The following is a 26,405-nucleotide window of genomic DNA, read 5'->3' as shown; positions in this document are numbered from 1 at the left end:
CCCCAGGCAGTCGCCGCTCGATGCCGCCACCGACACTCAGGCGAGCAGCCGGGCGGCGATGGCGGCCGCGCGGTCGGCGGCGGCCGGGGAGTTCTCGCGGACGGCGGTGACGATGGCGCCGTCGATGAGCAGGGCCAGTTCGGCGGCGAGGGTGTCCGGATCGGGTTGGTCTGCGGCGGTGAGGAGTTCGGTGAGGTAGGCGATGACGCGGCGCTTGTGCCGGTCGGCGACCTGGTGGGCCGGGGAGGTGGCGTCGGCCATTTCGATCATCGTGTTGATGAAGGCGCAGCCGCGGAAGTCGTTGCGGGCGAAGCGTTCCGCGAGGGCGGTGAAGACGGCCAGCGGGCGGGCCGCGGGGTCGTCGACGGATTCGACCGAGGCGCGCAGCCAGTCGAGCCAGCGGCGGTCGCGGTCTTCCAGGACGGCGACGACGAGGTCGTCCTTGCTCGCGAAGTGGCGGTAGAAGGAGGCGCGGCCGACGCCGGACTCCTGGAGCAGCCGGTCGATGCCGACGGCGCGGACGCCCTCGGCGTAGAACAACTCTTCCGCGGTCGTGAGCAACCGCTGCTTGGCCTGTGTCGCCATGCGCTCACCGTACCAGAACGGAAACGATCGGTACCGAATTGCTTGACCGTCATGGAACCGATCAGTACCGTCTCAATTCGGTACCGATCAGTACCGTCGTCGAAAACCCTGGAGCGCACCATGTCCCGACTTCCCCTCGTCACCCCCGACACCGCCGATGCCGAACAGGGCGAACTACTCGCCGAGGTGCAGCGGCAACTGGGCCGGGTGCCGAACCTCTATGCCGCGATGGCGAACAGCCCGGCCACCCTACGGGGGTATCTGCGCCTGCGGGACGCGCTGACCGCGGGCAAGCTCGGCGCCAAGACCCGCGAGCAGCTCGCCCTGCTGATCGCGAGCGAGAACGGCTGCGAATACTGCGTTTCCGCGCACACCATGCGTGCGGCGAAGATGGGCTTCACCCCCGAGGCGATCACAGCGACGCGCGCAGCACGGGCCGAGAGCCCGCATGCCGAAGCCGTGCTGCGCTTCGCCCGCGAGGTGCTGCGCACCGGCGGCCGGGTGCGCGACGAGCAGCTGACCGAGGCCAGGAACAGCGGTGTCGGCGACGGCGAGCTGGCCGAGGCGGTCGGCCATGTGGCGTTGAACGTGCTGTCGAACTACTTCAACCATGTCGCCCGCCCTGAACTGGACTTTCCGCTTGTTCCGAGCACCACGAAAGAGAGTGCCATGACCCCGAAGTGGCGTGCCGCCGACACCGTCGCGCTGGTCGACGGCTACACCCTGACCGATCCCGACGGGCGGCCGGCGTCGACGGTGCACGATGTGCACGTCGCCATTGAGGGCGGCTTCGCGCACATCTCCGTCAACGGGAGCGCACAGGTTCAGATGGTGTCGGCGCCCGCCGTCGCGCTGATCACCTATCGCCCCGAATCCTGACCCCGCACAGCTCCATACGCCCGGCCCGCCGCGATGCGGGCCGGGTTTTCGTCTCTCCGAATCCTTCTCGCCGGAGGCTTGACAGGTCAATACCCTAGGGGGGTATGGTACCGAGCACGAGACGCACTCCGCTCGAAAGGACGAAAGTCGTGACTACGCAATCACAATCCACCCGCAAGTGGTGGGCGCTGGCGGTGATCGCCGCAGCGCAATTCATGGTCATCATGGACACCTCGATCATCGGGATCGCGCTGCCCGAGATGCAGGCCGAGCTCGGCTTCACCCCCGGCAATCTGACCTGGGTGTTCAACGCCTACGTGATCGCCTTCGGCGGCCTGCTCCTGCTCGGCGGCCGGCTCTCCGACCTGCTCGGCGCGCGCCGGGTATTCGGCGCGGGCTGGCTGGTCCTCGCCGTCGGCTCCGTGATCGCCGGCGCCGCAGGCACTGTCGGCCTCGAGCTCGCGGGCCGGGCGATCCAGGGCGCGGGCGCCGCATTGATCGCACCGTCGGCGCTCACCCTGCTGATGATGTTGTTCGGCGGCTCGCCACAGGAACTCACCAAGGCACTCGCCGTCTACGGCGCGGCCGCACCGGCCGGTGGTACCGCGGGCGTGTTCCTCGGCGGCGTGATCACCGAATACATCAGCTGGCCTTGGGTTTTCTACATCAATATCCCGATCGCGGTACTCGCGCTGATCGCGGTTCCGCTGCTGATGCCCGCCGCTCCCGCACGCAAGGGCTCGATCGATATCGCCGGATCCGTCACCGTGACAGCCGGTTTGGCGGCCGCGGTATACGCGATCGTGCAGGCGCCGGAGGCAGGCTGGGCTTCGGGTCAGACCTGGGGCGTGCTGGCGCTGGCCGCCGCGCTGCTGGCCGGTTTCGTCGCCATCCAGTCGCGCCGCGGCGAACCGCTGATGCGGCTGAGCATCTTCCGCGCGCCGAACCTCGCCGCCGCCAACTTCGCCCAGTTCGCACTGGCGGCCGCCTGGGTGCCGATGTGGTTCTTCCTCAACCTGTACCTGCAGCAGGTGCTCGGCTACAGCGCGTTCCCGTCGGGCGCCGCGCTACTGCCGATGACCACGCTGATCATGCTCGGCATGGTGGTGCTGGCCCCGAAGGCCATGCAGCGCTTCGGCGCCAAGCCGATGATCGTCACCGGCCTGATCGTGCTCGGCCTCGGCCTGGGGATCATGTCGCTGGTTCGCCCGACCGGCAACTTCTGGGTCGACGTGCTGCCCGCCTCGCTGGTGGCCGCCGGCGGTATGTCGCTGGCCTTCATCCCCTCGCTCGGCACCGCCATCTCGGCGGCGCGACCGGAGGAGGGCGGCCTGGCCTCGGGCATCGTCAACGTCAGCTACCAGGTGGGTTCCGCGCTCGGCCTGGCCGCGATGACAGCCGTGGCCGCGGCATTCGGCGCGGGCGAGCTGGGCGACGCCACGGCACTGACCGACGGCTACTCGGCGGCCTTCCTCGGCGCGGGCCTGCTGGCCCTGGCCGGCGCGGGCATTACCGCGGCGGTCATGCGCACCCCGGCCCCGGCGACGGCCGACGCGACTGTTTGACAACGTACCCTAGGGGGGTATGGTAATGATTGAGATCGACGACGAGGAGAACACCACCATGAGCACCACCGTCACCGTCACCGGCATGACCTGCGGTTGCTGCACCAACAAGGTGCGCGACAAGGTCGGCGCCCTGCCCGGCGTCACCGGCGTCGAGGTCGACCTGGCCGCGGGCTCGGTGACCATCGAAGGCGCCGAACCCGACCGCACCGCCCTCGCCGATGCCGTCACCGCGGCCGGTTTCCAGCTCGCCGACTGAACCCCGAAACGGAGCATCCCGATGAACGCAACAGGCAAGTTCGCCGGTTTCACCCTCGGCCTCGCGGCGGTCTTCGGGATCGCTCTGGCCGCAGGTGCCCTGGTCGGTCCGGAACCCACCGAACCGGCCGGGCACGGCGAGCACGAGACCGCCGCGGCGCCGTCCGCCGATCTGCCCGGTGGCCTGCTGGTCACCGATCAGGGCTACACACTGGCCCTGGACAAGCCGAACACCACGACCGCGGCGCAGACACCCGTCGCCTTCCGCATCCTCGACGCCACCGGCGCCCCGGTCACCAAGTACGAGACCAGCCACGACAAGGACCTGCACCTCATAGTGGTCCGGCGGGACATGGCCGGTTTCCAGCACGTGCATCCGGTGCTGGACCCGGCCGGGACCTGGTCTGTTCCGCTGAATCTGAGCAGGGCGGGCGACTACCGCGTGTTCGCCGACTTCACGCCGGTGGGCGGGTCGAACCTGACTCTCGGCGCCGATCTGCGCGTCGCGGGCAACTATGACGTGCAGGCGCTGCCGGCCCCGGCGGCCACCGCGCAGGTCGGGGAGTACACGGTCGCGCTGAACGGCACCGTCACCCCGGGTGCGGCGTCGAAGGTCACGCTCTCGGTGAGCCGCAACGGCGCGCCGGTCACCGACCTGCAGCCCTACCTCGGGGCTTACGGTCATCTGGTCGCTTTGCGGGCGGCCGACCTCGCCTATCTGCACGTTCATCCCGAGGGCACGCCCGGTGACGGGGTCACTCCCGCCGGTCCCGGCGTCGACTTCGTGGTGAACGCGCCGAGTGCGGGCGACTACCGTCTGTTCCTCGACTTCCAGCACCAGGGCGTCGTGCGCACAGCCGAGTTCACGGTGCGGGTCGCCCAGCCGGACGCCGTCGGCGCGAGCAACCCCGCGCCGACGAGTGCACCGGCCGACCACGGCACCCCGGGCCACGGGCACTGACGTAACTCACCTCGACTCGGGCAAGGCCACCGGCGCAGCCACGGCACTGATGTAGCCCACCAGCAATCCCTCAGTAAGAATCGATACCAGGAACGAAACGGAGCACCCATGACCACCGTGACGCAACCACCGGGCACCAGCCAGGTCGAACTGGTGATCGGTGGCATGACCTGCGCTTCCTGCGCGAACCGGATCGAGAAGAAGCTCAACAAGCTCGACGGGGTCACCGCGACGGTCAACTACGCCACCGAGAAGGCCAGGGTCGATTTCACCGGTGACGTCTCCCCCGAGGAACTGATCGCCACCGTCGAGCAGGCCGGCTACACCGCGGCACTGCCCGCGCCGAAGCAGGCCGAGCCCACCGAGGACGCGGCCGCCGAGCCGGACCCCACGGCCTCGCTGCGCACCCGGCTGCTGGTCTCGCTGGTACTCACCGTCCCGGTGATCGCGATGGCGATGATCCCGGCGTTGCAGTTCACCAACTGGCAGTGGCTCTCGCTGACGCTGGCCGCGCCGGTCGTGGTGTGGGGCGCGCTGCCCTTCCACAAGGCGGCGTGGACCAACCTGAAGCACGCCACCGCCACCATGGACACGCTGGTGTCGATCGGCGTACTCGCCGCCTTCGGCTGGTCGCTGTACGCCCTGTTCTGGGGTACAGCGGGCACGCCGGGGATGACCCACCCGTTCGAGTTCACCATCGCGCGGATGGACGGCACCGGCAGCATCTACCTGGAGGCCGCGGCGGGCGTCACCACGTTCATCCTGGCCGGGCGCTTCTTCGAGGCCCGCTCCAAGCGCCGCGCCGGTGCGGCGCTGCGGGCGCTGCTCGAGCTGGGCGCCAAGGATGTCGCGGTGGTGCGGGGTGGCGTGGAGACCCGGATTCCGGTGGAGCAGTTGGCCGTCGGTGACGAGTTCATCGTGCGGCCGGGCGAGAAGATCGCCACCGACGGTGTGGTGACCGAGGGTTCCTCGGCCGTCGACGCCTCGATGCTCACCGGCGAGTCGGTGCCGGTGGAAGTCGGCGTCGATGACGTCGTCACCGGCGCGACCGTCAATGTCGGCGGACGACTCCTGGTGCGCGCCACCAGGATCGGCGCCGATACCCAGCTGGCCCAGATGGCGCAGCTGGTCGAGGACGCGCAGACCGGCAAGGCGCAGGCCCAGCGGCTGGCCGACAAGATCTCCGGCATCTTCGTGCCGATCGTCATCGCGCTGGCCGTCGCCACGCTCGGCTTCTGGCTCGGTACCGGCGGCGCGATCGCGGCGGCGTTCACCGCGGGCGTCGCGGTCCTGATCATCGCCTGCCCGTGCGCCCTCGGCCTGGCCACCCCGACCGCGCTGATGGTCGGCACCGGTCGCGGCGCCCAGCTCGGCATCCTGATCAAGGGACCGGAGGTGCTGGAATCGACCCGCAAGGTCGACACCATCGTGCTGGACAAGACCGGCACCGTCACCACCGGCAAGATGACCCTGCTCGACGTGATCCCGGCCGAAGGGGAGCTCGGTAGTCGGGTGCTGGAACTGGCCGGTGCGCTGGAGGATTCGTCGGAGCACCCGATCGCGCAGGCGATCGCCAAGGGCGCTCGGGACGAGGTCGGCACGCTGCCGCAGGTCGAGGGCTTCGCCAATGTCGAGGGTCTCGGTGTGCAGGGCGTCGTCGACGGGCACGCGGTGATCGTGGGCCGGGCGCGGCTGCTGGCCGACTGGTCGCAGGCACTGCCCGAGGCGCTGGAAACCGCCATGGCGGAAGCGGAGTCGGCGGGCAAGACCGCGGTCGCGGTCGGCTGGGACGGCAAGGCGCGCGGCGTGCTCGTCGTCGCCGACGCGGTGAAACCGACCTCGGCGCAGGCCATCTCGCAGTTCCGCGCGCTCGGCCTGACCCCGATCCTGCTCACCGGTGACAATGCCCGCGCGGCCCGCGCCATCGGTGACGAGGTCGGCATCGACGAGGTCATCGCCGAGGTGCTGCCGCAGGACAAGGTCGCCACGGTCAAGCGGCTGCAGGCCGAGGGCAAGGTCGTCGCCATGGTCGGTGACGGCGTCAACGACGCGGCCGCCCTGGCCCAGGCCGACCTGGGCCTGTCGATGGGCACCGGCACCGATGTCGCCATCGAGGCCAGCGACCTGACCCTGGTCCGCGGCGACCTGCGCGCCGCCGCCGACGCGATCCGCCTGTCCCGCCGCACCCTGACCACCATCAAGGGCAACCTGTTCTGGGCCTTCGCCTACAACGTGGCCGCCATCCCCCTGGCCATGGCAGGCCTGCTCAACCCGATGCTGGCCGGCGCCGCCATGGCGTTCAGCTCGGTATTCGTGGTGAGCAACAGCCTGCGCCTGCGCCGGTTCAAGTCGACGGCACAGTAGTCCTTCTGAAAGGGCGGGGCGGCAATACTATTGCCGCCCCGCCTTTTCGGTGCAGGCCCATCGACTAGAACAGGGTCTGGTTGTCGGCGGAGATGGTGAAACCGTGGCCTGCCGCGTCGCAGCGGACGCCCTGCTGGGTGGAGGTGCAGGCGACGCCGCGGACGACGAGGGTGTCGCCGTAGTGCAGGGTTGCGCCGCCGCCCTTGTTGGTGCCGTCGACCGGGGAGCCGACGAAGATGCCCTGGCTGGTGCAGAGGAATTCGGACTTGCCGTCGACGACGTGGACGGCGACCTTGCGGTCGGGTGCGTCGTCGCAGTTCGGGAGTTGGGGTGGAATGACATTCGTGCGGGCGAGCTGGCAGCCGACGCCGAAGGGGGCGTCGGCGAGGATGCCGCACATGATGTTGCCGGTGGGTGACTGGAAGTAGTAGTTGTCGCGCTGCTGGTAGTCGCGAGCGTCGACGGTGGCGTCCTCGCGGGTCGGTACCGGCGCACCGGTCGGAGCCGTGGGGGCGGGTACGACGGCGGGCCCGGTGGCCGGCGCGCCGGTCGGCGGTGTCCCGCTAGGTGCGGACGGCTGGGTGACGGTCGGCTGCGCGCCCGATCCCTGGTCGCCAGCACAGCCGGCGAGTCCCCCCGCCAGTGCCACCAGCGCGGCCACCGCGATCGCTGATCTCATGATCTCTCCCCTCGATGTCCTCCCCGACCCGTCGAAGGAAGAATCGACAGCAGGAGCGGATTCGTTTCCTTCGCTCAGGGAACCGTGACCCACCCGAGGTGAGCCCGTGACCACAGTTCAGCACGTCTGGTATGCCGCGTACGGCTCCAATATGCATGCCGCGCGCTTCGCCTACTACCGTCGCGGTGGCACTCTGCCGGGGACCTCGCACACCTATCCGGGGTTCCGCGACCCCACCCCACCGGCGGCCGTCACCGCACTCACACTGCGGGGAAGCCTGTATTTCGCCTGGCAGAGCCCGGTCTGGACCGGAGGCGTCGCCTTCTACGCCGACCGGCCCGCCGCGGGCTGGCCGACCGGGGTCGCGGCCCGCGGGTACCTGCTCACCGTCGACCAGTTCGCCGATCTGCAAGCCCAGGAGATGTACCGCGAGCCCGGCGCAGGCTTCGACCTGGCGCGGGTGCTCGCCGACGGCGCGGTGCGGCTCGGGCCGGGCCGCTACGAGACCGTGCTGCACGCGGGCACCGAGGACGGTGCGCCCGTCCTGACCTTCACCGCGCCGTGGGCACCGGAAACCGTCGCGCTGCAACAACCGTCGGCCCGGTACCTGGCCATGATCGGCGCGGGCCTGCGCGAATCACACGGCTGGGACACCGATCGCATCGTCGAGTATCTGAAGGTGTGTCCGGGGGTCGTCGACCGGTGGCGCGAACACGACCTGCGTGTCCTGCTGACCGGCGACCGATGACGACGCCCATTTCGCCGATCGGTCATCGGGTGGACAATCGAACCGGGGAGGCCGACCGTCCGGGAGCGGGTGCATGGAGTGGTTCACGGCACCGGAGTACTGGCAGGGCAGACTGATCTTCCAGCGTGGCCTGGCGGTGATCTACGCGCTCGCGTTCCTGGCCGCGGCGCTGCAGTTCCGCGCGCTGCTCGGCGAGCGCGGGATGCTGCCGGTGCCGCGCTACCTGGCCCGCACCCCGTTCCGCCGGTCACCGAGCCTGTTCCACCTGCACTACTCCGATCGGTTCTATGCCGTCCTGGCCTGGTCGGGGGCGGCGCTGGCGGTGGCGGTCGCCGTGGGGGCCGCGGATCTGGTGCCGCTGTGGGCGTCGATGCTGCTGTGGTTCGTGCTGTGGGTGCTGTATCTGTCGATCGTCAATGTCGGGCAGACGTGGTACTCCTTCGGCTGGGAATCGCTGCTGCTCGAGGCGGGATTTCTGGCGATCTTCCTCGGCAACGACACCGTCGCGCCGCCGCTGCTGGTGCTGTTCGCCGCGCGCTGGCTGCTGTTCCGGGTGGAGTTCGGTGCCGGGCTGATCAAGATGCGCGGCGACCGGTGCTGGCGTGACCTGACCTGCCTGTACTACCACCACGAGACCCAGCCGATGCCAGGTCCGCTGAGCTGGTTCTTCCACCATCTGCCCCGGCCGCTGCACCGGGTGGAGGTCGCGGCCAATCACTTCGCCCAGCTCGTCGTGCCGTTCGGGCTGTTCGCGCCGCAGCCGGTGGCGAGCGTGGCCGCCTGCATCATCATCGCCACCCAGCTGTGGCTGGTGTTCTCCGGCAATTTCGCCTGGCTGAACTGGGTGGCGCTGCTGCTCGCCACGACCGCCGTCGACGCGCGGACCTACGCGGTGCTGCCCGACGCGCCGCCGGTGTCGGCGCCACCGGCGTGGTTTTTCGGGGCGGTGTTCGCCTATGTCGCGCTGGTCACCGCGCTGAGCTACTGGCCGATCGACAACCTGTTGTCGTCGCGTCAGGCCATGAACGCCTCGTTCGACCCGTTGCACCTGGTCAACACCTACGGCGCCTTCGGGGACATCACTCGCGTCCGCCAGGAGATCGTGGTCGAGGGCACCGATGCCACCCACCTCACCGCGGACACGGTGTGGCGCGAGTACGAGTTCAAGGGCAAACCGGGTGACCCCCGGCATCGCCCGGGCCAATGGGCGCCGTATCACCTGCGACTGGACTGGCTGATGTGGTTCGCCGCGCTGTCACCGTTCTATGCGCGGTCGTGGGCCCTGCCGCTGGCCGCGCGTTTGCTCCGCAACGACCCCGACACGCTGCGGCTGCTGCGCCACTGCCCGTTCCCCGACGCACCGCCGCACTACCTGCGCGCCCGCCTGTACGAGTACCACTTCAGCACGCCCCACGAACTGTTCCGCGAGCGAATATGGTGGCGCCGCACCCTGGTCGGCGAATTCCTGCCGCCGCTGACGCTCGAGCGGATCGCCCGGCGTTGAGAAACCAGAAAAGCCCGGCGCGACAGTGTGTCGGCCGGGTTTTCGTGGAGCGGATGACGAGATTCGAACTCGCGACCCTCACCTTGGCAAGGTGATGCGCTACCAGCTGCGCTACATCCGCGTGCAGTTCGAGGCCCGATCCGGGATCCCCGGGGGCTTCGGCGTGCGAGAAGAAACTTTAGCGCGTGATCCCGGAAAAACGAAATCCGTGCGCACAGCTGTTCGACAGCCGCGGTGAGATCGACGGGAGCCCCTGGTCGGCGGGTCGTGTGTTAAGCGCGCGACAAGGAATCGGAAGTCGTTGCCCGGAAAGCTCTTTCACGGGCCGGCGCACACCGCCGGCACTACAGGAGGAGCGGGATGAAGACTCTGGGGCTGATAGCGGCGGGTGTCGCTGTGACCACCGTGACCATCATGGGGGCCGGTCCGGCGCACGCCGACTTCACCGACGCGGTGGAGTACACCGACAGCGGCGAGAACGTGGAGGAGGGCGAGTACGGCGAGTACGCGATCGACCGGAACAACCCGGGATCGTGCCTGGTGGTCCAGAACCACACGGGCGGCAGGGTGACGCTGCGGTTGAACTACCCGACCAGCAAGGGCAAGTGGACGTTCTCCCACGACGAGGTGGGCGTGCTCACCCGCGGCGGCCGGGTGGTGACCTCGCCGTCCGGACGCTGGAACGTCCGGACGAACCCGCCGATCGTGTTCAACTGGGTCTACGACAGCAACCTGAACAACCGTAAGGGCTGCAACGGGTCGTGGGTGCTGACCATGAACTGATCGGGGTGTGGCCCGGAGCAGCGCCGCTCCGGGCCGTGCACCGGCCGGGTGTCGCTACCCCGCGGTGACGACCGGCTCGAAGGCGGCGCGGTGGTCGGCCGCCCACTCGGCGTAGCTGCGGGCCGGGCGGCCGAGGACCTCGGCGATGTCGCCGGAGACCCGCTCGTTGTGGCCGTTGCGGATGAAGGTCTGGCCGATCAGCGAGCCCTCGACGAAGGCGGGTGGGAGGCCCGCCGCGGTCATGAAGGCACGGGCGTCGGCTTCGGCGATATCGGTGACGGCGATCGGGCGGCCGATGATCTCGGCGAGGACGGCGGCCTGGTCGCGACCGGTCTGCAGGGTGGGGCCGGTGAGGGTGTAGATCCGGCCGTCGTGCGCGCCGGTGCGCAGGGCCGCGGCGGCGACCTCGGCGACATCGCGGGGGTCGACCACCGCCTGCCTGCCGTCGCCGGTGAGGTTCGGTACCGGGAACCCGGTGGACAGCGGTTCGATCCAGCTGAAGGTGTTGGAGGCGAACGTGTTGGGGCGCAGGATCGTCCACTCCAGGCCGGAGTTCCGCACGGCGTCTTCGCCGGGCACATGCCAGGACCCGGGTGCGCCGAGGCGGGGGTCGCCGGTACCGACGGCGGACAGTTTCACCACCCGGCGCACACCGGCGGCGCGGGCGGCCGCGACCAGTGCGGCGTCGACGCCGGTGTCGTCGGGGCCGGGGAGGCCGTTGAGGAACGCGGCCTCGACGCCCGCCATCGCGGTGGCGAAGGTGCCCGGCTCGCGGTAGTCCACGCGGACCACCTCCACGCCGGCGGGAAATGTCGCGTTCTCCGGGTCGCGGGTGGCTGCCCGGACGGGCACGCCCTCGGCCACGAGCCGGCGGACGATAGCGCTGCCGATGGTGCCTGTCGCACCGGTGATCAGGATCATGCGACGAGCATGACAACTTCCCTGCCTGCGACTATAGGAAAAACCGGCACAGACAAGGCGGGCCAGGAGCACCTACTGTTGAGCACGTGAGCACGCAGTATCTGACCTCGGCACAGCTCGAGACACCGGTGCCGACGCCGGAATCCTTGCGGCCCTGGCTCACCGAGCTGACCAGCACGCCCGTCTACGACGACCTCACCCGGCCGTTCGCCCATCCGCCGGTGGCGTCGACGACGGTGGTGCTGCGCACCGAACAGTCGGGCAGGAGAGCGGCTTTCGTCGTCGGAGCGCAGACGAAGGCGTCGTACTCCCGTGCCGACGAGCCGGCCGGATGCGTGCGGCTGCGCCTGGCGCCCGGCGTGACCCGTCAGCTGCTCGGCGTGGCCGCGGGCGAGCTCACCGACCGGGTGGTGCGGCTCGACGACTTGCCGGGACCGCTGAGCACGGTCGCAGGCGAACTGACCCGGGTGCCCGCCGACGAGGCGATCACCTACCTGGAAGACGTTCTCCCGCACCAGGTCTCCGAAACCGGCACCGAACGCGCGCACCGGATCGTGCTGCGCGAGGCCATCTCGGCGCTCACCGCCGCCGATGCCCCGGCCATCCCCGACCTCGCCGCCCGGCTCGCCGTCAGTGAACGCCAGCTGCGCGCCCTGTTCACCACCGGAATCGGCGTGTCCCCCAAGCATTTCGCCCGCATCGACCGCGTTCACCGCGTCCTCGCCTACGCGGGCAACACACCGTGGTCCCACCTCGCGGCCGACGCGGGCTACTACGACCAATCCCACCTCACCGCCGACTTCCGCACCCTCATGGGCGTCCCACCCGCGGCGTATCTGCACGGCCGGCTCCCCGCACCGAGCCGCTGCCGGGTGCCGCGCTGAGCGCTGACGCACCCACCCGGATCACCGCCGTCGCGTCAGCGACGCTGCGGCAGGTCACCGGGCGGCGGAGATCAGGCTTCCGGGTTCTCCTGCTGCTCGGCCTTGCGGGCGAGGCGTTCGGCGGCCTCGGCGTCGTCGAGGGCGGTGGCCTCGTCCAGGGTCGGGGCGCTGCCGCCGAGGCGGCGCGGGACCCAGTAGGCGCCGGGCTCGTGTTCGTAGGATTCCTGTAGGCCGGCAAGTAGGCCCTGCATGGTGGTGCGGAGCTCGGCGGTGAGGTCGGCGGCGGGTTCGTAGGGCTGGATGGGGGCGCCGACGGCGATCGAGATGGGGGTGTTGGTGCGGCCGAGGCGCTTGGGGAAGCCCTTGGTCCAGACACGCTGGGCGCCCCAGATGACGATCGGGATGATCGGGACATCGGCTTCCAGCGCCATCCTGGCCGCGCCGGACTTGAATTCCTTGATCTCGAAGCTGCGGCTGATCGTGGCCTCGGGGTAGACGCCGACGAGCTCGCCGTCGCGCAGGTACTTCACCGCCGACTTGTAGGAGTCGGCGCCCGCGGTGCGGTCGACCGGGATGTGTTTGAGGGCGCGCATGATCGGGCCGGAGATGTTGTTGTCGAACACCTCCTGCTTGGCCATGAACCTGATGTAGCGACCAGGGGTGCGGGCGGGCAGTCCCGCGTAGGTGAAGTCCATGTAGCCGGTGTGGTTGATCGCCACCACGGCACCACCGGAGGCGGGGATGTTCTCCGCCCCCTTGACGGTGAACTTCAGACCTTCGAGGAAGAAGACGGTTCGGGCCAGGCCGATGATCGACCGGTAGACGGGTTCCACAATTCAGCTAGCGTAGTCGCAGATCGCCGCTTCCGGCAGGGCTGCCGCCATCGCACGCCGCCCCGCTGGCTCGCGGCGTTTTCCGCGCGGGCGAATTCGCTTCGCGCGCACCGGTCTATCCCCGGCGAGCTCGCTCGCCCCGCCAGTCACCGCCCGCGCCGAACCCGCGGGACCAGGCCTAGGAATGAGGAACGTCGTAGTGGAACGCGCGCAGCCGACCCCGCTTGCTCTGCCCCGTCCCCGCCCACACCGCGCCGTCGCGCTGGCCGCAGGACTCACCGTCGCGGCCCTGATCGCCGGATGCGACTCCGTCTCGGGCATCCCCGGCGACGATCCGGCCCCGGCGGGCACCGCCGCGACGGCGGCGCCGTCGACCACGTCCACCGCTACCCAGGCGATCGCGCCCGGCGAACCCGCCCCGAACGCGGCGACGACCAGCCTGCCCCCGCTGCCCGCCGACGCACCGCGGGTCGGGGCGGTGCCCGGCGCCGCCGAGGCGGTGACCGCGGTGCGCCGCTGGGCCGCCGACCTGCAGACCGGCACGATCGCCGAGTTGCAGGACAAGTGCTGGACCATCCCGCCGCGCACGGTCACCGACATGTACGCCGACCCGCAGGCGATCCTGGCCGCGCTCAGCCAGCCCGGCACCGCGACCACCGACACCGTCACCTGGCGCAACCGCACCACCGTCGTCACCGTGGAGCGCGACGCCGTTGCCACCGGCTACGCGTGCGGACGGGTGTTCGCGGCGGGTGTCGAGCCCGGTTACGACGAGGCCGACGCGCGCCACACCGTGCGCCGCTACCTCGCGCGGGCCGCGGGCAAACCGCTCGATCCGGCCGACGTCGAAGCCACCTATCCGCTGACCTGCAAGGCGAGCCTCACCACCTGGGATCCCCAGGGTACCGGCAACCCCACAGCACCCCCGCTGACCGGCGACTCGGGCAAAGTAGGCAATGTCACCTCCTACGCCGGTGACGAGCTACGATCCGACCAGGTCCGCGGCGACTACCTGGCAGTTCACGTCCCGGTGACCACCTCGCCGGGGGGCACGCGGACCCGAACTTTCACCGTCGCCCCCACCGCCGAGGGCTATTGCATCGGTGACGTGACGGCCTAACCACTACCCTGGTTGGCTGGTACTGGTCAGGAGGACAAGCTCGTGCAGATCACCAGCGTCGGACACGCCGGCTTCCATATCCGCACCACGGCCGGGACGATCCTGTGCGATCCCTGGGTCAATCCCGCCTATTTCGCGTCGTGGTTCCCGTTCCCGGACAACTCCCAGCTCGATTGGGAGTCGCTCGGCGATGTCGACTACCTGTATGTCTCGCACCTGCACCGCGACCACTTCGACGCCGCGCACCTGCGCAAGTACGTCAACAAGGACGCGACCATCCTGCTGCCCGACTACCCGGTGCCGGATCTGCGCCGCGAACTAGAGGCGCTCGGCTTCACCAAGTTCTTCGAGACCGAGGACTCGGTCAAGCACACCGTCACCGGGCCCAAGGGCTCGCTCGACATCATGATCGTGGCGCTGCGCGCGCCCGCCGACGGTCCGATCGGCGACTCCGGCATTCTCATCTCCGACGGTGAGACCACCTGTTTCAACATGAACGACGCGCGCCCGGTGGACATGGACGTCATCCACGACGCGTTCGGTGACATCGACATCCACCTGCTCCAGTACTCGGGCGCCATCTGGTACCCGGCGGTGTACGACATCCCGGCGCGCACCAAGGCCAACTTCGGCAAGCAGAAGCGGCAGCGCGGCATGGACCGCGCCCGCTCCTACATCGAGCAGGTCGGCGCGACCTGGGTCGTGCCATCGGCCGGTCCGCCGGTGTTCCTCGACGAGGACCTGCGCTACCTCAACGACGATCGCGGCGACGAAGGCAATATCTTCCCCGACCAGATCGTGTTCCTCGAGCAGATGGAGATCCACGGCAACGCCGGCGGCATCCTGATGATCCCGGGTTCGGTCGCCGACGTGCGCGGCAAGGAACTCGACCTCGAGCACCCCTTCGATCCGGACCGGATCTACGGCGACAAGGCCGCCTACATCGCCGAGATGGCCGAGCGTTTCGCGCCGGTCCTCGCGGCCGAGAAGGCGTCGTGGGAGATCGGCGAGGGTTCGCTGCTCGAGCCGCTGCGTGAGCTGTTCGAACCGATCATGAAGCAGTCCGCGCTGATCAGCGACGGTATCGGCTATCCGGTCGGCCTGGTCATCGGTGACGAGACCGTGGTGCTGGACTTCCCGCATCGCACCGTGCGCGAGCCGGTCGAGGGCGAGGGCCGCTACCGCTACGGCTTCCGGATCGCGCCCGAACTGGTCCGCACCGTGCTGCGCGACAACGAGCCGGACTGGGTCAACACGATCTTCCTGTCCACCCGGTTCCAGGCGTGGCGCATCGGCGGCTACAACGAGTTCCTCTACACCTTCTTCAAGTGCCTCACCGACGAGCGCATCGCCTACGCCGACGGCTGGTTCTCCGAGGCGCACGACGACTCCGCCGTCACCGAACTCGACGGCTGGGAAGTCCAGCGCCGCTGCCCCCACCTCAAGGCCGACCTCTCGAAATTCGGTGTGGTGGAAGGCAACAACCTCACCTGCAACCTGCACGGCTGGCAGTGGGACCTGGAATCGGGCCGCTGCAAGACCTCCAAGGGCCACGAACTGCGCTCGCGCAAGCTCTGAGACCGGATTACGAACGGGCGGGACGACTTTCGTCCCGCCCGTTTCGCATGTCCAGGCCGGATCGGCGTTCAGGGCTCGGCGGGGTCCGCTACGTGGCGCGCGTATTCGAGGATGCGCAGGGTTTCCACGGCGTCGCGTGGGTCGACCGGGACGGGGGCGTCGTCCAGGAGGGCGGCGGCCATGCCCGCGTAGAAGGCGGGGTAGTCGCCGGGGACGGTGGGGATCGGGCGGAGGTCATCGCCCGCGCCGAAGGTTCCCCACTTCTCGGGTCGAACTGTGCCCCACTGTTTTCCATCGACCGGGCGGCGGCCCGCCCGCAACGCGTCTTCCTGCGGGTCCAGGCCGAAGACGGTATAGGCGTTGGTGGAACCGAGGACTCGCATGCGTGGGCCCAGTTGCGGCGCGACGGCACTCATCCACAGCTGCGAGCGGGTCCCGGAGGCGTGGGTGAGGGCGATGAAGGCGTCGTCGTCGGCTTGGACATCGGGGCGGCGGCGGTCGAGTTCGGCGTAGAGCTCGGTGACCGGGCCGAACAGGGTCAGCGCCTGGTCGACCAGGTGACTGCCCAGATCGAAGAGGATGCCCGCACCAGCCTCGGCCTCGCCCAGTTCACGCCAGCCGCCCTTGGGGGTCGGGCGCCAGCGTTCGAAGCGGGACTCGAAGCGGCGGATCTCGCCCAGTTCGCCCGCGTCCATCAGGCCGCGCACCGTCAGGAAGTCGTTGTCCCAGCGGCGATTCTGGAAAACGCTCAACGGCAAGCCCGCGCGCTCGGCCGCCGTGACCACTTCGTCGGCGTCGGCGGAGGTCACCGCGAACGGTTTGTCCACGACCACCGGCAGACCGGCGGCCAGCGCCTGTAGCGCCAGGGGCGCGTGGGAACGGTTGGGCGTGGCGATCACCACGAGGTCGATGTCGTCGGCTTCGGCGAACAGCGCGTCGGCGCTCGGCCACACCCGCGCACCGGGATGTTCCGCCTGCGCCTGCTCGGCCCGCTCCTGCGACGAGGTGACCACCGCCGCCACCCGCAACCGCGGATCGGCCGCGATCAGCGGCGCGTGGAACACCGACCCGGCCAGGCCGTACCCGACTACCGCTACCCCGAGCTGGTCCATCGCTGTCCCTTCGTGGTGGTCTCCGGGGACGAGTATGCCCCGGAGCCGGACGCCGGGCGGGGATCTCAGCGGTTCGGCAGCTTCAGCACCACCTGACGCAGGGTCGCGGTGGCGATGGCGCAGTAGTCGTCGCGGAATCCCTCGATACCGTGCACCGAGACCTCCACCGTCTCCTCGCTGGAGTCCGACCGGAGGTAGGCGCGGGTGCAGATGGCTTTCGAGTTGCCCTTGTCGACATACACGTGCAGCCCGTCGACGGAGATGGTCACCAGGTTGTCGCCCTTGGTGAGCATGCTGGTGGGGAGCAGCTTCACGCTCAGTCGCAGGCGGGCATCCCACTGGCAGGTATGCGCGGCGGCGATCGTCGGTTCGGCGGGCAGCACGCCGATCTGCGCGGTGACGGCGTCGCGGTCGAGCAGTGCGCACGGGTCGAGCAGGGCCAGCGACGACTCCCTGCCCTCGGCGCGCGGCGCGTCCGTCAGCGAACGGGCGATATTGGCCGCGATGTAGTCGATGCCGGGGCAGTCCTTCACCCCGGAGGGCCGGAAGAGAGTGATGACGATACCCGCGTCACGCTCGGCGCCAGGGCTGGCGATGGCCCGCGTGCAGGCCGCCGAGCTGCCGTCGATGATCGGGACACCGTCGACGACAGTCTGATTCGGCGTCAGGTACTCGTCTTCCTCGCCGAGCAACAGGCTGAAGGAGTAGTCGCCCGCGCTGGCCCGGCAACCCCAGGCCAGGGACGGCTGCAGCTTCCAGTCGTCGGCGGCCAGCGGGCTCGGCGAGACCGGGACCGCGTTTCCGAGGGCCATGGCGAGCCAGGGGCAGGCATCGATCTGGCGTAGCTGGGCGAGGGTCAAACCGGTTACCGGCGCCGGTTCGCTCGCCGGTCTGGTGACGAAATAGGTGATGGCGCCGACGACGAGCAGCAGGGCCGCCAGCCCGCCCGCCACGCCGCGCCGCACGCCGGGTCCAGCGTCGGCCCAACCTCGACGACCGGCTTTCGTTGCGCGCCTGAAGGTTTCCAGTACGGTCCCGCGGATGCCGGCGAGGATTTCGGGCAACGGCCGCGACGGTGGCGCTTCCGGCGCGACGACCGGCGGCAGTGCGGCGAGCAGGGCCGCCACCTGGTCCTGCTGGCGGCCGATGTCATCGAGGACCGGTGCCGGCCATGGCGCGGGCTCCGCCGGCGCGCCGCCGAGATAGTCCAGGATCTGCGCGGGCGTCGGCCGGGCCGCCGGATCCTTGCGCAGGCACGCCGCGATCATCTCGAACAGCGGTTCGGGTACCCGGCTCAGGTCGGGCTCCCGCTGCGCGATATTGAACAGCGTGTACGGCACCGACGGCGCGGCGAACGGGGCGACGCCGGAAGCCGCGAAGGCCAGGACCGAGCCGAGGGCGAAGACATCGGCGGCCGGAGTGATCGCCAGACCGAGGGCCTGTTCCGGGGACAGGAAGTCCGGGGTGCCGAGGGTGGTCACGCTGCCGGTCGACGGTGGTCCGGCCACCGGCGTGATGCCGATTTCGCCGAGACGTCCACTGTCCCTGGCCAACAGCACCGAATCGGCGCGGATCCGTTGATGAACGAGGCCGGCCGCGTGCACAGTGTGCAGGGCGGCGGCCAGCGCCGCGGCGAGTGCGCAGACGGCGGGAACCGGCAGCGGGCCGTGTTCGGCGACAGCGCTGTCAAGTCGCACACCGGGGACGAATACCGTGGCGAGCCACGGCTTCTCGGCATCAGCGTCGACATCGATCACCGTGGTGTTGGTGGCGCCGGAGACACGCATCGCGGCAACCGCGCTGTGCCGCATCCTGAGTCGGAACTCCGGTTCGTCGAGCAGCTCCGGTTCTGCCTGCTGCACGACGACCAGCGCGTCGTCGGGTCCGGCGGCTAGCACCGAGTGGAAGCCGACGGCGGATTCGAGGGTGCCGAGTACCCGGTAGCGGCCGATGGTGTCGGGGTCGCCGGGGCCGCGTGGATGGATCGTCATGATGTCGGCAACTTCGCGAGAACAGGGGTGAGCAGTGTGGCAGCGGTATCGCAGGGTGCGGGTGGATCGGGCAGATACGAGTAGTACGTGGCGTGGACCTGTTCGGCCTTGTCGTCTCGGCTCGGCCGGGTCAGCACGATGAGCTCGCAGTAGTTCGTACCCCGGTTCTGGACGTAGACCGTGCGATCCGCGATCGTCCTGGTCGGCCGGACCTTGCCACCGGTCACGTTGTCCGGCCGGAGGCGATCGGCGATATCGAGCGAGAAGTAGCCGTCGCGTCCCGTCGCCGCGCAGCCGTGCGCAGTACGGCTGCGGACCGGATCACCGACCACAGGCTTGGTGACCGACATGTCGATCAGGGCACAGGCGTCGAGCAGCAGAACCGAGTTCGCGGGATAGTCCTTCAGTGGCGGATTGACGGACAGTCGTCGCACGACCGCGCCGAGCGCGCGTTCCGCCGCCGGGCAAGCGTCGCCCTCCGGCGCCTGGGCGGTGATCGTCAGCGCCATCGGCAGGCCGCTCTGCGTCACCACCGAGCGGTCGCAGATGCGGGCTTCCCGGTTCCTGCCGAGCACCGGCATCCAGTTGACCGTGTTGCCCATCGGCGGCTTATCGGCCTTGATCTCGGCGACCGGGACACCCGTCTCGATGCTGAAATACACCTTGCGACCGGCCTGGTCACGATAGAAGATGCTGCAGCCACTCACCCCGTTCTGCACGAGTTCGCCCACCGCCGTGCCGAGTTCGCCGAGCACCGGAGGTTTCATCAGTCCGCAGACGTCGAGTCGGCGGGATTCGTCGTCGGTCAGCGCCAGCGGCGGATCGTCCATCGCCACCGCGTTGCCGTCCACGCCGACACCCCAGAACGCGATGGCGCCGAGCACCAGCGCCGATACCGCCGCGGCGGCGGGGACCAGGCGCGACCACACCCGCTTCCGTGGTTCCTCCTGCGCCGGCTCGGCGGTGGCAGTGCCCGCGGCCCAGCGGGCTGCCTCGGTATGGCATTCGCCGATCCGCCTGCGGATACGGACCGGCCAGACAGGTTCGGCATCGATCCCACTCGCCGCGTCGAGCAGTTGCTCGGGCGTCGGGCGGGCAGCCGGGTCCTTTGCCAAGCACGCATCGACCAACGCGCGGATCGGCTGCGGAATGCCGGTGGTGTCCGGGGACGTGTAGAGCACGTTGTAGAGCACCTGCGGCGTGGACGCGGCATCGAAGGGACTGACGCCGGTGGCCGCCATCGCCAGGATCGCGCCGACCGCGAACACGTCGGAAGCCGGTGTAAGCGGACGGCACTCGGCCTGCTCGGGCGACATGTACGCAGGCGAGCCGATCACGGCGCCGGTCGCGGTGAGGGTGACGTCGTCCTCGAGCGCCCTGGCAATGCCGAAGTCGATCACCCGTGGACCGTCGTTGGTGAGCAGGACGTTGCTCGGCTTGAGGTCGCGGTGCACCATGCCAGTGCGGTGGATCTCGAGCAGCGCCATCGCCAACCCGGTCGCGAGCAGCTTCAACCCGCTCACGGTCAGGCGGCCGAACTCGCCGACCACGTCCTGCAGAGCGGGCCCTGCGATGTATTCCGAGGCCAGCCACGGTGTTTCGGCCTCCGCGTCATGATCGACGACGCCGGCGGTGTAGGCACCGGTCACCTGCTGGGAGGCAAGTACCTCGCGGCGGAATCTAGCCCGGAACTCCGGGTTTCCGGTGAACTGCCGATGGATCTGCTTGACGGCGACCAACCGGCCGTCAGGGCCCTGCCCCAGCAGCACCTGCCCCATGCCACCGCGACCGATCACGGCCAGCAGTCGGATGCGGCCCAGCCGATCGGGATCCTGCGGACCCAACGGTTTCATCGCCCCGCCTCCCGTGCTCACCGGGGACCGCTCAGCAACGCGTACTGCGCGACCGCCAGTTGCCGGACATCGGTTTCCTGATTGCTGTAGATCCGGGCGACGAACTCGTTTCGCTGCACCAGGCACACGAACCGCCGGGCGGCGATCGCCATCGGGTTCGGTCGGGCCGCGCGATAGCACGACACACCGGAAAGCTCCGGAAGGCCCGCGGTCACCGTGTAATCGGCGGCCAGTAGCAACTTCTCCTCGGTCTCCGCCTGGGCCTGCGCGGCGCGGTCGTCGCTCGCGCGATGGAGGAACTTGTTGTACGACACCGCGACGGCGCCCACCGAGCTCGCCTCGAATTCACGCAATCGAGCCGACGGATTGTCGAGCAGCAGTGCGTAGGCTCGCGGCCCATAGACCATGAAGTCCCATCGGTCCGGCCAGTATTCGCCCGTCTTCACCACCCGGGAGAGCAGGTGACCGCTGTCGAGTTTCAATGCCGCCAGGTCGGCGGCGGGTGTCGGGACGAAGGTGTCCAGTTCGGCCAACTGGGCGCGGTAGCTGCGCGTGAGCAGGTCGGCCAGCACCTCGGGCCGGGGATCGATGACCTTCGCGTAGACCCGGATCACCAGGTTCTTCCACACCAGCCAGCTACCGGCCGTCGGGACGCCAGGTCGCCAATGGCTCAGCGCCGCAGGGTAGTCAGGCAGCGCGATCGGCGCGTTCTCGGTGTTGGCGCCGAAATCCGCGGCGGCCATCGCTTGCGCGGCGGCACCAGCCTGCTCCGCATCGGGCAGCGACAGGATCGTGATCGAAAGCAATTTGTGCTTCTGCTCGTTGTCGGACTGGCCGTTGCTGCCGATCGCGCCGAAGCCGGCCAGCACATCGAACGGTTTCAGCGCGGTTTGCTGAACACCCGAGAGCAGGTCGTCCACACCGCGCACCCCAACGACCACGCCGCCGCCGTCACCCTCGATCAGCTCCGGGTCGATCCGGTCGGCGAACAGCAGCCGTTCACCGATGCGCACCGATTCCACCAGGGACCCACGCACGCGGCTCGGTGCGTCGTCGAAATCGCCTGCTACCGGCTCCAGGGCGTAGTCACCATGATCGAGCATGGTGGGTTCGTCACCACATGCCGCGGTCAACAGGGTGAGCGACAGCAATGCCGCGAGACAACGCGACCGGTAACGCACGAACATTCCCCTCCGACCGGCGAACTGAACGCCGGGCCCCTCCCGAACTCTGCCGTGAAACTATCACCTGGACATTCGGGCCGCTACTGCGCGGGCAACCTGCCGACAGCTTGCTTCACCAGCGGATCGGCGACCTTGCACAGTGCCGACGTATTCTGCTTCTCATCGCTGACCAGCACCTCGACGATTTCGGAGAAGGTCTGACCGATCTTGCGGTATCGGTATATCCGTTGGCATTCTGTCGCCGACACCATCAAGGTGGAGCTTTTGATCACCACCACACCGTCGCCGATATCGATCACTTCCTCCTCCATCGATGTCTGCTTCTGGTGTGGCTGCGAAAGCGTGACCTGTACGTTGGTGGCGCCGGGCCACTCGCAGACATGCGCGGACTTCGCGACGGGGGCGCCGAGCGCGGCGAACGCCGAATTGTCTACCAACGCACAGGGATCAACCGATGACAGTGACTTCTGTGCGGCGGGATCGCTGTGCAGCTCGCCGAGCGAGGCGGTGAGGCGGTCTACGACATGGTCTGCGAGCGAACACGTACTACGCGAGAAGGTGTCCACCGTGATTCCCCAGCGCTGGCCCTGTGCTCCGCCCTCGATCGCGAAGGCGCAATCGTCGCCTCGGCGCGCCAGTGCGTAGCCGTTGACGACCTGTCCGCTGGATTCGAAACCGTCCAGTGCGGCACCGATTTCCAGTGCGATGCGCGCACCACCCGAGCTGCCGTCACAACCCCAGCTCGAGGTCGACTGCCAGCGCCACTCGGAGACATCCGGTGATGCTTTGGCGGCCACCCCGGCGGGCAGGGATTCGCCGAGGGCCGCTGGCAGCCAGGCGCACGCGTCGACGCCACGCAGGCGATCGAGAGTTGGGAGGGTTGCCGTGGGTGCGGCGGCCGGGGCTGCCGATTCGCTGCCGCTCAGGACGACAGCGGTGAGCCCGGCGGCGATCACCACCGCGACGACCGCGGCAAGGCCCAGCCGCAGGGCGGTGCGCCGTTTCGGGGTCGCCATCGGGACCTCGGTGAACTGCCGCGGTATCGGAATGTGCGACGGAAGGATCTGAGTCGCTTCGGGATCCGAGGTGAGCGCCACCAGATTCCCGGTCTGCTCGCCGATTTCGACATGGATCTGCGCGGGCCACGGCTGCGCCTGGACCGGGAGGACGCCGAGGTAGTCGAGGATCTGGGCGGGTGTCGGTCTGGCCTTCGGATCCTTGCGCAGGCAACCGGCGATCAGTTCGCGCAGCGGTGCGGGCACCTGGTCTAGCTGCGGCTCGCTGTGGACGATATTGAATAGGGTGTAGGGCGCAGACGTCGCCGCGAAGGGGCTCTGGCCGGTGGCCGACATGCACAGCAGCGAACCGAGGGAGAACACATCGCTGGCCGAGGTCACCGGTTCGCTCATGGCCTGTTCCGGCGACATGTACGCGGGTGAGCCGACGACGGCGCCGACCTCGGTGAGCTGGGCGCCGATGCCCGCTGCCTGGGCGATGCCGAAATCGATCACGCGTGGTCCGTCGGCGGCGAGGATCACGTTGGCGGGCTTGAGATCACGGTGCACCAGGCCGGTGCTGTGGATCGAGTGCAGGGCGGAGGCCAGGCCGGAGGCGAGGGTGCGCAAGGCGGGGACTGGTAGGGGACCGTGTTCGCGGACGGCACGGTCCAACGGGACGCCTGCGATGAATACCGAGGCCAGCCATGGTGTTTCGCCGCTGGTGTCGAAGTCGACGACCGCGGCGGTGAAGGCGCCGGAGACCCGGGCGGAAATGGCGACCTCGCGCTCGAAACGCGCCCGGAATTCGCGGTCATCGAGCAGGTGCGTGTGGATCTGCTTGATCGCGACGAACCGTCCGTCGGGACCGGTGGCCAGCACGACGCGGCCCATCCCGCCCGCGCCTAGCACGCCGTGAATCCGGTAGCGGCCGATCATCGGCGATTCACCCGGCGCCAGCGGCTCGATCACTTCGGTACTCCCCCACTTCGATCCCGCCGTCGCGGGCGAGTTCGCCACGGTCATCCGGCGCGCTCGTTCGTTCGCGAGCAACCTAACACCCGAGTGAACCCGCCACCGCCGCCCACCGGATCACCGGGGACGACCCGGTGACACCGACGGTGCCAGGCATCGCATTCAGCGAGTCAGCGATCGGCCGCCGGTACCGCTCGGCTCGCCAGAACGACGGCGGCGAGCACGATGGCGCAGCTCGCGACGGCGGTAAGGGAGAGTCTTCCGGTGGCGGCGTCGAGCAGCATGGCAGCGACGAGCTGGCCCGCCACCGAGGTGAGGCCGAGCAGCAGGACGCCGATCATGCCGACGGTGACCGCGGCGAGTGCGATGAACGCGACGCCGATGAGGCCGCCGAGGTAGAGCCAAGGCGCCGTCGGGAATTGCGTCGGCAGGCCGGCGGTGGCCAGGGTGTACACGTCGAACAGGCAGAGCGCGACCAGGCCGACGGCGAAGTTGATCAGGGTGGCCGGGAAGGGACCGCCGACCGCGCCGACCCGGCCGTTCACCGCCTGCTGCCAGGCCAGGCCGATGCCCGCCAGCGCGGGCAGCACGATGAGCAGGACATCGGACACACCGGTTGCCGCGTTGCCGGGGGCGGAATTGCCTGCCGCCGAAAGGAAGACGCCCGCGATGCCGAGGACGGCGGCGACCACCCGCCACGGGGTGATCGATGTCCGGCCGTGCGGGGCGATGCCGAGCCGGTCGACGACGAGACTGCTGAGCAGCTGGCCGGCGACGACCGCGACGGTGAACGCGGTGACGCCGATGGCGGCGATCGTGAGTCCCTGACTCGCCACGAAGAACGCGCCGCACAGGCCGCCGAGCAGCTGCCACGGCCGCACGGTGCCGTCCGCCACGGCGGTGCGCACGCTCGCGAGACCAGCGCGGAAGGCCGGACTGGCCGCGACGGCGATCAGCAGCACGATCAGGCCGGTGCCGAAGCTGATCGTGGCGGCCGCGACACCGTCACCCAGTTCGGCGCCGAGCGCGCCGTTGATCCGCCCCTGCACCGCGACACCGGCGCCGATGCAGAATCCGAAGACCAACCCGAGACCGTTGCGCCCGACCACCGCACCCTTCCGTCAGCCCGCCGTCGTGGCTTTCGACAGTAGACCGGCCGGCGACTCCAGCGGCTGTCCGGATGGTGTGGCATCTCGCTCGTCCTCTGCCGGTGCTGCGGTGGTGACTAGTCGTCGGCGGCGACCCGTGGCGGCAACCAGCTCGGGGTGAGCAGCGCGGCCACGAGCAGGACCGTGCCGAGCAGGGCGATCGTGGCCGACATCGTCAGCCACTGGGTGGCCGCGGCGACGAACCCGAAAACCAGCAGGGCGACGATCTCCGAGAGCAGGCCGGAGAACGAGAGGACGGTCGCGCGGGCCGGGCCCGCGATGGCGTCCTGGAGCCGGGCACCCGCCACCACCTCGATATTGAAGTCGATGCCGTAGGCGATGCCGATCCCGGCGAAACCGGCCCACAGCAGCCACGAACCTGCCGTGAGTGCCGCGCCCACCGCCAGCGCTCCGCCGATGAACAGGATGCCCGCGACGAACAGGGCCGCCGCCAGCCACCGCGCCGGAACGGCTTCGGTGCGGCCCGCCAGCAGGGAACCGGCGAGCGAGCCGACCACGGTCACACCGACCAGCAACGCGGAGGCACTGGTCGACGAACCGCCGGACACCGCGAGCAGGCCGAAGTACTCGTCGAAAGCGGTGACGCCGTAGAGCAGGGCGCCGAGCAGCACACCACGGCGAACCCGGCGGACGCGGAACGCTTCGGCGGTGCCGGTGCGCAGCATGGCCACGTACCGGGACAGTCCGCCGGGTTCGGCACCGGACAGCGCCGACCCCGGGACGACGTGTGGTCCGGCTGGGCCCGGCGGCTCGTCGTCGAGGTCGTCGACCGCGCCCGCGGAGATGGCGACCGGTGCGCTGGGGAGTGCCACGGCGGTCAGGGTGTGCAGCAAGGCGATGACGACGCTGACCCAGCCGACCAGCGGATAACCGCCGAGCGCGAACAGCGGTGCGGCCGCCAGAATCGCCACCAGCACCGTGGTTTCCTGCGCACCGCGCGCCCAGCCCATGATCGAGGCGTAGGCCGACGGTTGGCCGCGGGCGACGAGGTCGTCGTAGATCAGCGCCTCGAAGGTGCCCGATTCCAGGGACGAGGCGACGCCCCACACCACGAATCCCAGCGCGAAACCGAGGAACGACGGCGCCAGCATCCAGAGGGCGAAGCAGGTCGCCTGCAGGAGAGAGCTCAGGACCAGCAGCGCACGGCGGGAAACGGTATCGGCCCACGCGCCCGACGGAACCTCCAGCACGAACGCGGTCACCGACCAGAGGGCGAGCAGCAGGGAAATCTGCGCAGTGCTCAGGCCGTGATCGGCGAACAGCACGCCGTAGAGGGCATAGATCGGCAGGAGGTCGCGCGTGCCCTTGAACAGGACCGCGCGAACGGCGACACCGCGGACGCCGACCGGTTCACGGGTCAACCGTGCCACCACCGCCGCACCGAGACGCCGGAGTTCGGAAGATCAACAGCCGTAGATGAGCATGCGCATGGGTCCATGGTTCGTTGCGCACGCGCGGTGCGTC

22 protein-coding genes and 1 tRNA gene are annotated in these 26,405 nt (G+C 69.4%); 11 read left to right on the top strand and 12 right to left on the bottom strand.

Translation table 11 applies throughout. The features are described 5' to 3' along the window. Positions 1 to 36: 36 nt before the first annotated feature. Positions 37 to 585, bottom strand: coding sequence for a TetR/AcrR family transcriptional regulator (locus ACFVAV_RS16835; RefSeq protein WP_379035804.1), 549 nt, complete (start codon positions 583 to 585; stop codon positions 37 to 39). Between the two features lie 120 nt (positions 586 to 705). On the opposite strand from ACFVAV_RS16835, the gene ACFVAV_RS16830 reads away from it, so the two are divergent. The 5 genes from ACFVAV_RS16830 (at position 706) to ACFVAV_RS16810 (ending at position 6,612) form a co-directional block, all read left to right on the top strand. Next, the gene (locus tag ACFVAV_RS16830) at positions 706 to 1,464 is read left to right on the top strand and encodes a carboxymuconolactone decarboxylase family protein (RefSeq protein WP_379035803.1); all 759 of its coding nucleotides are present in this window, start codon (positions 706 to 708) and stop codon (positions 1,462 to 1,464) included. A 149-nt stretch (positions 1,465 to 1,613) separates the two neighbouring features. After that, the gene (locus ACFVAV_RS16825; protein WP_379035802.1) at positions 1,614 to 3,029 is read left to right on the top strand and encodes an MFS transporter; all 1,416 of its coding nucleotides are present in this window, start codon (positions 1,614 to 1,616) and stop codon (positions 3,027 to 3,029) included. A gap of 19 nt (positions 3,030 to 3,048) precedes the next feature. Continuing rightward, positions 3,049 to 3,288 carry a heavy-metal-associated domain-containing protein gene (locus tag ACFVAV_RS16820; protein ID WP_379035801.1) on the top strand — a complete coding sequence of 80 codons (240 nt, stop codon included), beginning with the start codon at positions 3,049 to 3,051 and terminating at the stop codon, positions 3,286 to 3,288. Between the two features lie 21 nt (positions 3,289 to 3,309). Then, entirely contained in the window at positions 3,310 to 4,248 is a 939-nt protein-coding gene (locus tag ACFVAV_RS16815) for a hypothetical protein (RefSeq protein ID WP_379035799.1), read from the top strand. 108 nt (positions 4,249 to 4,356) lie between these two features. After that, complete coding sequence (locus ACFVAV_RS16810) at positions 4,357 to 6,612, top strand: heavy metal translocating P-type ATPase (protein WP_379035798.1); 2,256 nt, start codon at positions 4,357 to 4,359, stop codon at positions 6,610 to 6,612. Between the two features lie 64 nt (positions 6,613 to 6,676). Here the strand turns inward: ACFVAV_RS16810 and ACFVAV_RS16805 are convergent, their stop codons facing one another. After that, positions 6,677 to 7,291, bottom strand: a complete 615-nt coding sequence (locus ACFVAV_RS16805; protein ID WP_379035797.1) for a DUF6636 domain-containing protein — start codon at positions 7,289 to 7,291, stop codon at positions 6,677 to 6,679. Between the two features lie 106 nt (positions 7,292 to 7,397). Here ACFVAV_RS16805 and ACFVAV_RS16800 point away from each other — a divergent pair, with 106 nt between their 5' ends. Beyond that, complete coding sequence (locus ACFVAV_RS16800) at positions 7,398 to 8,039, top strand: histone deacetylase (protein ID WP_379035796.1); 642 nt, start codon at positions 7,398 to 7,400, stop codon at positions 8,037 to 8,039. Between the two features lie 73 nt (positions 8,040 to 8,112). After that, entirely contained in the window at positions 8,113 to 9,543 is a 1,431-nt protein-coding gene (locus tag ACFVAV_RS16795; protein WP_379035795.1) for a lipase maturation factor family protein, read from the top strand. A 45-nt stretch (positions 9,544 to 9,588) separates the two neighbouring features. Here ACFVAV_RS16795 and ACFVAV_RS16790 read toward each other — a convergent pair. Next, positions 9,589 to 9,664: transfer RNA gene (locus ACFVAV_RS16790), tRNA-Gly, on the bottom strand. 239 nt (positions 9,665 to 9,903) lie between these two features. On the opposite strand from ACFVAV_RS16790, the gene ACFVAV_RS16785 reads away from it, so the two are divergent. Beyond that, positions 9,904 to 10,326 carry a hypothetical protein gene (locus ACFVAV_RS16785; protein ID WP_379035794.1) on the top strand — a complete coding sequence of 141 codons (423 nt, stop codon included), beginning with the start codon at positions 9,904 to 9,906 and terminating at the stop codon, positions 10,324 to 10,326. 54 nt (positions 10,327 to 10,380) lie between these two features. Here ACFVAV_RS16785 and ACFVAV_RS16780 read toward each other — a convergent pair whose 3' ends face one another. Then, on the bottom strand, positions 10,381 to 11,247 hold the full coding sequence (locus ACFVAV_RS16780; protein ID WP_379035793.1) for an NAD(P)H-binding protein: 867 nt from the start codon (positions 11,245 to 11,247) through the stop codon (positions 10,381 to 10,383). 86 nt (positions 11,248 to 11,333) lie between these two features. Between ACFVAV_RS16780 and ACFVAV_RS16775 the strand changes: the two genes are divergently transcribed. After that, positions 11,334 to 12,131, top strand: a complete 798-nt coding sequence (locus ACFVAV_RS16775; protein WP_379035792.1) for a helix-turn-helix domain-containing protein — start codon at positions 11,334 to 11,336, stop codon at positions 12,129 to 12,131. A gap of 71 nt (positions 12,132 to 12,202) precedes the next feature. On the opposite strand, the gene ACFVAV_RS16770 is transcribed toward ACFVAV_RS16775, so the two are convergent. Then, a complete protein-coding gene (locus ACFVAV_RS16770) occupies positions 12,203 to 12,964 on the bottom strand; it encodes a lysophospholipid acyltransferase family protein (protein ID WP_379035791.1) in 762 nt (253 codons plus the stop codon). Between the two features lie 184 nt (positions 12,965 to 13,148). Between ACFVAV_RS16770 and ACFVAV_RS16765 the strand changes: the two genes are divergently transcribed. Both ACFVAV_RS16765 and ACFVAV_RS16760 read left to right on the top strand, forming a co-directional pair. Next, entirely contained in the window at positions 13,149 to 14,084 is a 936-nt protein-coding gene (locus ACFVAV_RS16765) for a hypothetical protein (RefSeq protein WP_379035790.1), read from the top strand. Positions 14,085 to 14,126: 42 nt separating this feature from the next. Continuing rightward, positions 14,127 to 15,662, top strand: a complete 1,536-nt coding sequence (locus ACFVAV_RS16760) for a Rieske 2Fe-2S domain-containing protein (protein WP_379035789.1) — start codon at positions 14,127 to 14,129, stop codon at positions 15,660 to 15,662. 68 nt (positions 15,663 to 15,730) lie between these two features. On the opposite strand, the gene ACFVAV_RS16755 is transcribed toward ACFVAV_RS16760, so the two are convergent. The 7 genes from ACFVAV_RS16755 to ACFVAV_RS16725 form a co-directional block, all read right to left on the bottom strand. Beyond that, positions 15,731 to 16,774 (bottom strand): Gfo/Idh/MocA family oxidoreductase, encoded by a 1,044-nt coding sequence (locus tag ACFVAV_RS16755; protein WP_379035787.1) that lies wholly within the window; start codon positions 16,772 to 16,774, stop codon positions 15,731 to 15,733. A gap of 65 nt (positions 16,775 to 16,839) precedes the next feature. Beyond that, the gene (locus ACFVAV_RS16750; protein ID WP_379035786.1) at positions 16,840 to 18,765 is read right to left on the bottom strand and encodes a protein kinase; all 1,926 of its coding nucleotides are present in this window, start codon (positions 18,763 to 18,765) and stop codon (positions 16,840 to 16,842) included. After that, positions 18,762 to 20,618 (bottom strand): serine/threonine-protein kinase, encoded by a 1,857-nt coding sequence (locus tag ACFVAV_RS16745; protein WP_379035785.1) that lies wholly within the window; start codon positions 20,616 to 20,618, stop codon positions 18,762 to 18,764. Before ACFVAV_RS16745 ends, ACFVAV_RS16750 begins: the two co-directional genes overlap by 4 nt. A 17-nt stretch (positions 20,619 to 20,635) precedes the next feature. Next, positions 20,636 to 21,799 (bottom strand): hypothetical protein, encoded by a 1,164-nt coding sequence (locus ACFVAV_RS16740; protein ID WP_379035784.1) that lies wholly within the window; start codon positions 21,797 to 21,799, stop codon positions 20,636 to 20,638. A gap of 83 nt (positions 21,800 to 21,882) precedes the next feature. Further along, a complete protein-coding gene (locus tag ACFVAV_RS16735) occupies positions 21,883 to 23,823 on the bottom strand; it encodes a serine/threonine-protein kinase (protein ID WP_379035783.1) in 1,941 nt (646 codons plus the stop codon). 119 nt (positions 23,824 to 23,942) lie between these two features. Further along, on the bottom strand, positions 23,943 to 24,881 hold the full coding sequence (locus ACFVAV_RS16730) for a DMT family transporter (protein ID WP_379035782.1): 939 nt from the start codon (positions 24,879 to 24,881) through the stop codon (positions 23,943 to 23,945). A 116-nt stretch (positions 24,882 to 24,997) separates the two neighbouring features. Then, complete coding sequence (locus ACFVAV_RS16725; protein ID WP_379035781.1) at positions 24,998 to 26,311, bottom strand: MFS transporter; 1,314 nt, start codon at positions 26,309 to 26,311, stop codon at positions 24,998 to 25,000. Positions 26,312 to 26,405 lie beyond the last annotated feature (94 nt).

It is taken from the genome of Nocardia sp. NPDC057663 (assembly GCF_042799895.1).
In the GTDB taxonomy this organism is placed as follows: domain Bacteria; phylum Actinomycetota; class Actinomycetes; order Mycobacteriales; family Mycobacteriaceae; genus Nocardia.
This window is presented reverse-complemented; position numbering and strand designations above follow the sequence as displayed.